This window comes from Pseudomonadota bacterium (genome assembly GCA_026388215.1).
GTDB lineage: Bacteria > Desulfobacterota > Syntrophorhabdia > Syntrophorhabdales > Syntrophorhabdaceae > JAPLKF01.
This window is the reverse complement of record JAPLKF010000179.1, coordinates 1-1619: the sequence shown is the minus strand read 5'-3', so window position 1 is coordinate 1619 and position 1619 is coordinate 1. Positions and strand designations below refer to the sequence as shown.

Sequence of the window (1619 nt, the reverse complement as noted above, 5' to 3'; positions counted from 1 at the left end):
AATCTCTATATCATTGCTGGACCCAACGGTTCTGGAAAGACGACATTTGTTAAAAAATTTCTTCCTCATTATGCACATTGCCTGAATTTTGTGAATGCCGACTTAATCGCATCTGGTCTCTCTCCATTTTCTCCTGAAGTTGCTGCTATTAAGGCAGGCAAGGTTATGCTGGAGCAGATTCACACATACAGCCGGCGAGGGGTTGATTTTGCTTTTGAAACAACTCTGGCAGGCAAATCCTACGTAAAATTGTTAAAAGACTTAAAAAACAAAAGTTACAAAATCCATGTTTATTTTCTGTGGGTTAGCAACGTAAAGCTTGCCATTAATCGTATTGCTGAAAGGGTTAAAATTGGAGGACATGACGTTCCAAAAGAAACGGTTCGTCGCAGATTCAGCAGAGGTCTACACAATCTTTTTAATTTGTATATGCCGCTACTTGACTCATGGATAATATTTGACAACTCTATGGATACACCATGTGTTATTGCAAAAGAAGAGGATGGAATTCTGACCATTATTAATGATAAACTATTTAAAGAGATTAGAAGAAATGCGGAGGTTTTATGAAGAAGCAAATAAAAAAGGAGGATTTGGAAAATACTCCTCTATCAATAAAGGCAGAAATGGCACTAAAAGAAGCAGTTGCCGAGGCAATAGCAGAGCATAAAAAACGTGGAAACCCGATTTCAGTTTTGCGTGATGGGAAGGTGGTATGGGTGCCAGCAGAAGAGATTGTTGTTCCAAAATTCAAACAACAAAAAGAGAAGGACTTTGAAGCAGCATAAAATTTGACCGCCCTGACTACCTTGGGCATCTCAACTGTAATACCTGATAATCTTGTTGATTTGACTTTTTCTCAATTTCATCACAAAATAACAACATGATCGGGATTTCAAAGCTTTACTGCGGTGCCGTTGAGGCGTCTGATCCGCTACGATATGGAAGAGATTCAAAGCAGCTTCCTTCCCATCTGCTTCAGTTCTCAAAGGATAAAAAACCTGTAGTTGTATGGAACATGACAAAGAGGTGCAACCTGAAATGTGTGCATTGTTATGCCTTTGCCGAAGGTGAGGGATATAAGGGCAAAGAGCTTTCCACAGAGGAAGGGAAAAGGCTTATTGATGACCTAACTGACTTTGGCGTTCCTGTCATACTCTTCTCCGGAGGGGAACCGTTACTGAGGGAAGACCTTTCTACCCTTATTGACTATGCAGTGAAAAAGGGGATAAGGGCCGTTATATCCACAAATGGAACGCTTATAACAGAGAAGAAGGCACGGATTTTCTCAGATTTCTCCCTCTCATATATCGGTGTGAGCCTTGATGGTATTGGCGATGTCAATGACGCCTTCAGGGGCATGAAGGGAGCGTATGAAAAGGCGCTTTCCGGAATCAGGCATTCAAAGAAGGCTGGTATAAAGGTTGGCTTAAGATTTACAATAAACAATAGGAACTATAAAGAGATCCCCAAAATTTTTGACTTGGTCGAAAAAGAAGGTATCGAGAGGGTCTGTTTCTATCACCTTGTATATGCAGGGAGGGGTTCAGGGCTAATTGATGAGGACTTGACCCATGAAGAAACACGAAGGGTCGTGGATTACATTATGGACAGGACAA

Annotated in this window: 3 protein-coding genes; all 3 read left to right on the top strand. The window is 41.1% G+C overall.

What is annotated here, in order from left to right; translation table 11 throughout:
• Positions 1 to 570, top strand: a 570-nt coding sequence (locus NTU69_09940; protein ID MCX5803831.1) for a zeta toxin family protein, incomplete at its 5' end; no start/stop codon positions are given.
• A complete protein-coding gene (locus NTU69_09935) occupies positions 567 to 788 on the top strand; it encodes a hypothetical protein (GenBank protein MCX5803830.1) in 222 nt (73 codons plus the stop codon). The genes NTU69_09940 and NTU69_09935, both read left to right, overlap by 4 nt.
• Positions 789 to 883: 95 nt before the next feature.
• Positions 884 to 1619, top strand: a 736-nt coding sequence (locus NTU69_09930) for a radical SAM protein (protein ID MCX5803829.1), incomplete at its 3' end; no start/stop codon positions are given.